Here is a 7,587-nt window from a genome sequence, read left to right on the forward strand (position 1 = left end):
ACCGGCGTTTCAAGGAATACCCGAAAGTGGGCTCGGTCGTGGGCTATTCCACCATGCAGGCTATTTTTGCCGGCATCAAAAAGGCCAATTCCACGGACAACGAAAAGCTGGTGACGGCGCTGCGCGGCCTGAAATTTTCTACCCCGTTTGGCCCGGCCGAGTTCCGCGCCATCGACCACCAGTCCACCATGGGCGCTTACGTCGGCAAGCTGGATTTGCGCGGCAACAAGGGCACGATGGTGCAGTGGCGCTATGCCGACGGCAAGGCCTATTTGCCTTCTGACGCTTACGTCAAAGCACGCCGCCCGGCCGAAGCCATGAAGTGATTTTGCTATGAATATAGTAGCTGGTTGCGCCCGTTTCTATTGGGCTAAAGCTGCTTTTTTCTTGAATTTTGTTCAGCCTGACGATGCCGGCGCCAGCCCCGCGAAGGGGGGCATGAGCGCATCGGCCAGGCGCTGCTCCAGCGGCAAGGGCTCGGAATGCAGTTTGGCTGCCAGCAGTTCGGCGCACAGTGCGGCCAGCGTCAGGCCGCGCGATCCCATGCCGCTGCAAACCCACAAATTGGGCGGCGCCAGGGGGCCCAGCGCCGGCAGGCGGCTCGGTGTTGCGCAGCGAACGCCCGCCCAGGCGTGCACCTGGCCACTTTCGAATTGAGCCGCCAGCCGTTCGGCGGCAACCGGCAGCAGGGTTTGCAGTTTGCTGAAATTGTGCTGCTCGTCCTCTGGCCGGATTTCGGCGTGGGCGTTGTCCCGCTCGAACGTGGAGCCGGTGACCCAGGCCACGCGATCCAAACCGTCCAGGGGCAACGCAGGCACCAGGCTGCCGTGGCCATTGACCGGAAAAGGCGGCATTGCATCGATGGTGTCCGGTGTGTGCATGCCCCACGATGCCTGACCGCGAATGGCCTGCAGGGCCAACGGCGGAGAACCTGCAGGGCGCGCTGATTCAGCCAGGGCCCGGCTGCCATAGCCCGCTGCCAGCACCACCAGTTCAGCGCGGGCCAGTTCTTGGCCGGCCGCGTCAAGTACTTGCCACCCATCGCCTTGCCGGACCAGCTGGTGTGCTGCGGCATGGCCGCGCCATGTCACGCCCGGGGTGGCCAGCCAGGCCTGGACCAGCGCCGCCGGTTTGATCCAGCCGGCCGGCACATGCCACAGCGCCGGGGTGTCGGGCGGCAAGCCGGCCTGCGCCAGCTGCCTGGGGCTGGCTGGGCGTGTCCAGTCGTGCGCAGCATTAGTCAGTGCGTGTTGCCACGCAGCGGGCAGCTTGCGCGCGTGCGCCACGCAGTGCTCCAGCACGCCGGTGGGGCACCAGTCGCGGCCGGTTTGCAGCAGGGTGCCAGCCTGCTGCAGCGTTGCCCGGATGCCGCTGCGCGACAGGCGTGACAGCAGGCTGTCGTCGGGCGAGACATGGGGCGCCAGCACGCCGGCCGGCAGCCCAGACGCTCCAGCGGCTGGCGCTGCACCCGCATCCAGCACCAGCACCTGCCAGCCACGGCGCGCCAGACTGGCGGCGACGGCCGCACCGGCGATGCCGGCGCCAATCACCACGCAGGTGGCGGCCGCCCGGCGCTCAGCGGCGGGCTGGATTTTTTTGGGCGTCCAGGCGGGGTCGAAACGGCCCTGCAGGTTGTCGCGTTTGGGCGGTGTGCCCGGGGTTTTTTGCACCACAAAGCCGCATTGGGCTAGTGCATCGCGCACGCTGCGCGCCACCGTCCAGGTGGCCACCCGCGTGCCGCGGCGGCAGCAGCGCGCCACCGCCTTGAAGGTATGCGCGTCCCAGATGTCCGGGTTGCGCTCCGGGCTGAAACCGTCGAGGTAGACCGAGTCGGCTTCAAACGTTTGCTCGCGCAGCATCGCTTTGGCGTCGCCAATGCACAGGGTCAGCAGCACTTGGCCGCCTTCAAAGACCAGCCGGTGCAGGCCGGGCAGCAGGCCCCAGAACTGGCGCTGCAATTCCCGTGCAAAAGGCAAAAGTTCAGGGTGGTTTTGGGCACTGCGCAGCATATCCCCCGCGCTGGCCGGAAAGGCCTCGGTTGACACAAAGTGCAGCAGGCGAGGGCGCAGCGGGTCGGCCTTCCAGGCGGCCCAGGTCACCAGAAAGTTCAGGCCCAGGCCAAAGCCGGTTTCCAGCACGCACCATTGCGGCTGGCGGGCCCACGCATCGGGCAGGCCGCAGCCTTTCAGAAAAACCTCGCGGGCCTGGTTCAGCCCGCCCAGTTCACTGCGGTAACGGTCGCCAAAGCGCGGGCTGTAAGGGCTGCCGCCTGGGGTGCCGTCTTCCAGCCATTCAATCTGCTCGGGCATCCGGGGGGCGTTGTGGCGCGGGCGCTTATGCGCTGGGGGGGACGTAGCCTTGCACAACGTCTGCGCCGTCGCCAAAGAAATGCTTTTCCATCTGGCGTGCCAGGTACTGGCGCGACCGGGCATCGGCCAGATTGAGCCGGTTTTCGTTGACCAGCATGGTTTGCTGCTTCATCCATTCGGCCCAGGCTTCCTTGCTGACTTCTTCCCAGAGCCGCTTGCCCAGAGGGCCGGGATACGGGGGGAAGTCCAGTCCTTCCGCTTCTTTACCGAGCTTGATGCATTGAACGAGACGTGCCATGGGGGATTCTTTCGTGAGAAATGTAGTTGCAGATGTTTTGGGTATGAGGAAATGAATTCTTATTCGTTCCTGTTTTTCGTCGTCGCTTCCAGAATCCAGGTTCCTCATTAAATTGCATGTAAATGCACCTGAACCCAGAAAACAGACAACGATCGCACAACGCCATTTTATGAATGTTTCCACCCACCTGGCATTAGCCTTTGCGCTGGCAGGCCCTCGGAGTAGTCGCGTGCCGCCGGCTTGGCTCCCGCTTCGGTCGGCTGAAACGCTGAGTTGCCCGTTTCCTTGTGCACGCGGGCTTGCTTCGCAGGCTTTCTTGCCGGTGCGTTGGGGGTGACTAAAACGGACGCGACTTGCGCGCATGGCTACTCGATGGCAGCCGGTTTTTTAGAAAAACGTAAAAGCTGACTCCCGGCGAAAACCCTTTCAAAAACTCAGGAAAAACTTCCTGAGTTTATTTTTACGTTAAAATCCGTCTTTAACCCTCGTCAAACAAGCGCTAATAGCTATACAAAAGATAGCGTGCCCAGCTGACTCAGTCGACGCGACAACGGGACCGGCGCGTTGCCAGCAAGGGGGCTGCGTGCCGATTGACGGTTGGTAAGGCGCTTGTATTTGGGGAAACAAGCTCCATATTTTCAGATGAACGATACCAGATCAGCAGCGCACAAAATCGATCTGACGGCTGTCCATGTGCTGGCCGAGCTGAATCAAAACGTAAGCTCGCTGTGTGCGGACCTCTTCCCTTTCGCGCTGGACGCCTCGCTCGCTGCAGAGCGGCAGGCCACCAAGCATTCAATAACCTCATTCAAGGAAGATCTAAATTATGGCAAGAGCTGATGCTAAAACCGCTGTCCTCGCAGACGGCCTGCGTTATAAGTCCAAGGTGTCGGGCTCCCCGTTCGCGGCCACCACGTCTTTTGGTGCCGCCACCATGTCGTGCTTTATGTGTGGAAAGCACCGCGCCCGCTCCATGATGGGCACGCGAAAGGTACTGGGCAAGTCACAGGCTGTGTGCGCACCGTCCTGCAAGGCGCTGGATGAGGCGCTGGAAAACGCGGCAACCTGATGCTTCCAGGTCGGTTGGGTGTGCTGTGGGGTAAACCGCAGCTGGCCTGGCTGACTTCAAGGCAGCGATAAAAACCTCTTCGTGGCCCGGCATTTGTCCGGGCCATTCTTATTGGGCGGGTCGATATCGACAGGCCCAGTCACTTGTCCGAAATGAATCTCGGCATCGGCCTGTCGCCATTGCATTATTTCGCCCAAGCCTTGGCCCGATAATCGAGCGCATCCGAATCACCCCCGTTTGGGGGACCTCGCATTCACCACAGCGTGTGCCGACCCACTGGCGCCCAATAACACCCAAGGACAATCCCATGAGAAAAACCTACCAATTGAATATTGAAGGCAAGAACCGCGATCGCTTGCTGGAGGCCGCCAAACACGACATCCGCAAGTATGTCAAGCGCGAACGTAACCGGGCCTTGCCAGAGGGCGTTGATTTCTGGGACTTTGACTGCAAGTTCGGCAACAGCGAAGCCGACGCTGCCGTGGTTCACTTTGCCACCATTACCGACTTGATCGACACGGTGGCCAAAGACGGTGGCGCGCAGTTTTATGTCGAGGTGGTGACCAAGCATGGCCACCGCACCGCCCGGCCGCGTGACGAAAACGCTGCGGTCGAGAACGACTTCGACAGCGAATAGGCCCTTACTCTTTGTGTGGCGGCTGGCTGCGCGCCGCTGCTTCGCGCAGTTTGTCCTTTTTGCTCGGGCGTTTGCCCTTGATGCCGCCCGTCGACGACGGATCATGTGCGCTGGGGCCGCCGGTTTCAACCGGCTCAAAACCCGCCACCTGCTCGCGCGGCACGCTCAGGCGCTGGCGTTTTTCAATCAGCCGGAAGTGCGCATCGGTGTCGGCGGTTACAAAAGTGATGGCCACGCCGCTTTCGCCGGCACGGCCGGTGCGGCCAATGCGGTGCGTGTAGTCGACGGCTGAGCGCGGCAGGTCGTAGTTCACCACCACCGGCAGCTGGGCAATGTCGAGTCCCCGGGCGGCCACATCGGTGGCCACCACCACCTGCAAAATCTTCAGTTTGAAGTCCTGCAACACCTGCTGCCGCTTGCCCTGGCTCAGTTCGCCATGAAAGGGCTCGGCTTCAATGTCGGCCTTGCGCAGCTTGTCCGCCACGATTTCGGCTGCGTGCTTGGTCGCCACAAACACCAGCACCCGGTTCCAGCCCTCGGTTTGCACCAGGTGGCGCAGCAACTGGGTTCGCCGGGGGGCGTCCACTTCAATCGCCCGCTGGGTAATGTCGGGCTCGGTTTGCGCGGCCGCCTGCACTTCAACGCGCAGGGGGTTGTGCAGCATGCTTTCGGCGAGCGCTTCAATGGCTGGCGGAAAAGTGGCTGAAAAGAACAGGTTTTGTCGCTGCGCCGGCAGCAACGCCAGAATGCGGCCCAGTTCCTCCCCAAAACCCATGTCGAGCAGGCGGTCGGCCTCGTCCAGCACCAGCGTGGTCACCGATTCAAGACTCAGCGCGTTGTGCTCGATCAGGTCCAGCAGACGCCCCGGCGTGGCCACCATGATGTCGGCGCCGCCGCGCAGGTTCATCATTTGCGGGTTGATGGACACGCCGCCAAACACCACCGCCACCTTGACGCGCTGCGGCAGGTACTTGGCCAGGCTGACAATCGATTCGCCCACCTGGGCCGCCAGCTCGCGCGTCGGCACCAGCACCAACCCGCGCACGCGCCGCCCTGATGCGGGGGGCGTTTCGGCCAGTTGCTGCAACATGGGCAGCGCAAATGCTGCCGTTTTACCCGAGCCGGTTTGGGCCGAGCCGAGCACATCGCGTCCCTGCAAAATCGCCGGAATGGCTTCGGCCTGAATCGCCGTGGGCGCGCTGTAGCCTTTCTCGGCAAGGGCTTGCAACAGTGCGGGCAGCAGGGCGGACGAAAAGCCCAGTGATGAAAATGGCATGAGCAAGGGTTTCAAGAAAAAGTGGAGGGCGGCTAGCGGCTGTTGGCGCCGGCATGGGGCGGCGGGTGAATCGCGTGAAGGCAAGCGCAAAGGGCACTGGCGATGCGTTGCCGCCCGAAGCCATCATTTTAAGCGCTTGGTGGTTGCTATAAAATAAATAGCTAATTGTTCCCGTGAATATTGGGCTACTGGCATTTTTTATTAAAACTTATGGATGGAGGCGCCACAGCGCCTTGGCGGTCTGCATGGCGCTTGCATTTGGGCAGAAACCCCCCAGTTTCAAAGCATGAACAACGCCAAAGCTTTTCCCAACACCGCAAGCCTGACCGTGACCCACGTGCTGGCCGAGTTGCTTGAACGGCTGGAGCACAGCGCCCAGCCGGTCGGGGCTGAGCAATACCGCTCGGTGGTGCTGCACCTGGTCAATGAACTCCATGAGGTGGAGTCCAACACCGAGTTGCATGCCCTGCTCGACACGCACCCGGCCGCCGCCGAGGTTTACGAAAACGTCAACTACCAGTACGCGGGCCTGTGCCGCTCACCGCTGGACCCTGCGCTTGCGGCCGAGCAGCAAGCCCGCCAAGCCATAGCGCGCGCGATGCGCCAGCCCCGGGAAGGAAAATAATGCCCACGACCGACGCCCTGCACATCGTGTGTCCGCACTGCCGCACCACCAACCGCGTGAAGCGCGCTGACCTGGCCAAGGCCCCTGATTGCGGAAGTTGCCACCAGGTGCTGTTCACCGGGCACCCGGCTGAACTGGACGAAGCCGCGTTTGAGCGCCATATTGCGCGCAACCAGATCCCGGTGCTGGTCGACTTCTGGGCGCCGTGGTGCGGCCCGTGCAAGCAGATGGCGCCGGCCTACGCGCAGGCAGCGGCGCAGTTGGAGCCTGACGTTCGCGTGGTCAAGGTCAACACCGAAGAAGCCCAGGCTTTGGGTGCGCGCTTCAATATTCGCAGCATTCCGACGTTGGCTCTGTTCGTCAATGGCCGTGAAGTGGCGCGCCAGCCCGGCGCCATGGGCGCTGCAGACATCGTGCGCTGGACGCGCTCGCACCTGGCCTGAATCGGCTGGCTTGGGGCTGCGGGGGATGAAACCGCTGTTGCACTTTGTCCTTTTCGCCATCGGCCAGCGGGCCATTTGAACCGGATGGCTACAATCCTCCAATGCACCAGCCCTGCCGCACGCTGTCCCGCACCCCGGTTGTCTACCCGGGCAGCGAGCTTCCGCGCGGCTACTTTTGCGCCGTGACACCGCCCTAGGTCGTCACTTCGGGCGCCCGTCGCCCACTGCCCGCCGAACCCGGCAGCCCTTGCGGCTGCAGCGGCTCACTCCTCGTTTCCCCATCGACTCATGGCCGCCCAGGCTCACGCCTGGCGCCGTCCTTATCCATTGAAAACAATTTATTCTTCCATCCGCCAGGACTGGTTCGGCAACGTCCGGGGCGACCTGCTCGCGGGCCTGGTTGTGGCGCTTGCCCTGATTCCCGAGGCGATCGCCTTTTCCATCATCGCCGGTGTCGATCCCAAGGTCGGCCTTTACGCCTCGTTCAGCATCGCCGTGATCATCGCCTTTACCGGCGGACGTCCCGGCATGATCTCGGCGGCCACCGGCGCCATGGCGCTGGTCATGGTTACCCTGGTCAAGGACCACGGCTTGCAGTACCTGCTGGCCGCCACGGTGCTGACGGGCGTGCTGCAAATCGCTGCCGGGTTTCTCAAGCTCGGCGTGCTGATGCGCTTTGTCTCGCGCTCGGTCATCACCGGCTTTGTCAACGCGCTGGCCATCCTGATCTTTTTGGCGCAGCTGCCGGAGCTGACCCATGTCAGCTGGGTGGTCTACGCCATGACTGCCGCCGGTCTGGTCATCATTTACGGCTTTCCGTACATCACCAAGGCGGTGCCTTCGCCGCTGATCACCATCGTTGTGCTCACCGGCGTGGCGATGGCGCTCAAGCTGGACATTCGCACCGTGGGCGACATGGGCGAGTTGCCT

At 62.6% G+C, this 7,587-nt stretch carries 10 protein-coding genes; 7 read left to right on the forward strand and 3 right to left on the reverse strand.

What is annotated here, in order from left to right; all coding sequences use genetic code 11:
• A partial coding sequence (locus Q8K05_RS08480) for an ABC transporter substrate-binding protein (RefSeq protein ID WP_305246195.1) occupies positions 1-326 on the forward strand: 326 nt, incomplete at its 5' end.
• A gap of 72 nt (positions 327-398) precedes the next feature.
• Here the strand turns inward: Q8K05_RS08480 and mnmC are convergent.
• Together mnmC and Q8K05_RS08490 are read right to left on the reverse strand one after the other, a co-directional pair.
• Positions 399-2,309, reverse strand: coding sequence for an FAD-dependent 5-carboxymethylaminomethyl-2-thiouridine(34) oxidoreductase MnmC (gene mnmC / locus Q8K05_RS08485; RefSeq protein ID WP_305246196.1), 1,911 nt, complete (start codon positions 2,307-2,309; stop codon positions 399-401).
• A 25-nt stretch (positions 2,310-2,334) separates the two neighbouring features.
• Positions 2,335-2,607, reverse strand: coding sequence for an oxidative damage protection protein (locus tag Q8K05_RS08490; protein ID WP_305246197.1), 273 nt, complete (start codon positions 2,605-2,607; stop codon positions 2,335-2,337).
• A gap of 642 nt (positions 2,608-3,249) precedes the next feature.
• On the opposite strand from Q8K05_RS08490, the gene Q8K05_RS08495 reads away from it, so the two are divergent.
• The 3 genes from Q8K05_RS08495 to Q8K05_RS08505 all read left to right on the forward strand — a co-directional run bounded on the left by Q8K05_RS08495 (position 3,250) and on the right by Q8K05_RS08505 (position 4,313).
• On the forward strand, positions 3,250-3,447 hold the full coding sequence (locus Q8K05_RS08495) for a hypothetical protein (protein ID WP_305246198.1): 198 nt from the start codon (positions 3,250-3,252) through the stop codon (positions 3,445-3,447).
• Positions 3,434-3,676 carry a hypothetical protein gene (locus tag Q8K05_RS08500; protein ID WP_305246199.1) on the forward strand — a complete coding sequence of 81 codons (243 nt, stop codon included), beginning with the start codon at positions 3,434-3,436 and terminating at the stop codon, positions 3,674-3,676. Before Q8K05_RS08495 ends, Q8K05_RS08500 begins: the two co-directional genes overlap by 14 nt.
• A gap of 307 nt (positions 3,677-3,983) precedes the next feature.
• Positions 3,984-4,313 carry a DUF6172 family protein gene (locus tag Q8K05_RS08505; RefSeq protein ID WP_305246200.1) on the forward strand — a complete coding sequence of 110 codons (330 nt, stop codon included), beginning with the start codon at positions 3,984-3,986 and terminating at the stop codon, positions 4,311-4,313.
• A 4-nt stretch (positions 4,314-4,317) separates the two neighbouring features.
• Here the strand turns inward: Q8K05_RS08505 and Q8K05_RS08510 are convergent, their stop codons facing one another.
• Positions 4,318-5,589, reverse strand: coding sequence for a DEAD/DEAH box helicase (locus Q8K05_RS08510; protein ID WP_305246201.1), 1,272 nt, complete (start codon positions 5,587-5,589; stop codon positions 4,318-4,320).
• A 286-nt stretch (positions 5,590-5,875) separates the two neighbouring features.
• Here Q8K05_RS08510 and Q8K05_RS08515 point away from each other — a divergent pair, with 286 nt between their 5' ends.
• The 3 genes from Q8K05_RS08515 to Q8K05_RS08525 all read left to right on the forward strand — a co-directional run.
• Positions 5,876-6,214 carry a hypothetical protein gene (locus Q8K05_RS08515; protein WP_305246202.1) on the forward strand — a complete coding sequence of 113 codons (339 nt, stop codon included), beginning with the start codon at positions 5,876-5,878 and terminating at the stop codon, positions 6,212-6,214.
• Entirely contained in the window at positions 6,214-6,657 is a 444-nt protein-coding gene (gene trxC / locus Q8K05_RS08520) for a thioredoxin TrxC (RefSeq protein WP_305246203.1), read from the forward strand. Before Q8K05_RS08515 ends, trxC begins: the two co-directional genes overlap by 1 nt.
• A gap of 336 nt (positions 6,658-6,993) precedes the next feature.
• A partial coding sequence (locus Q8K05_RS08525) for a SulP family inorganic anion transporter (RefSeq protein WP_305246204.1) occupies positions 6,994-7,587 on the forward strand: 594 nt, incomplete at its 3' end.

This window comes from Polaromonas sp. (genome assembly GCF_030682935.1).
Classification (GTDB): Bacteria; Pseudomonadota; Gammaproteobacteria; order Burkholderiales; family Burkholderiaceae_C; genus Polaromonas.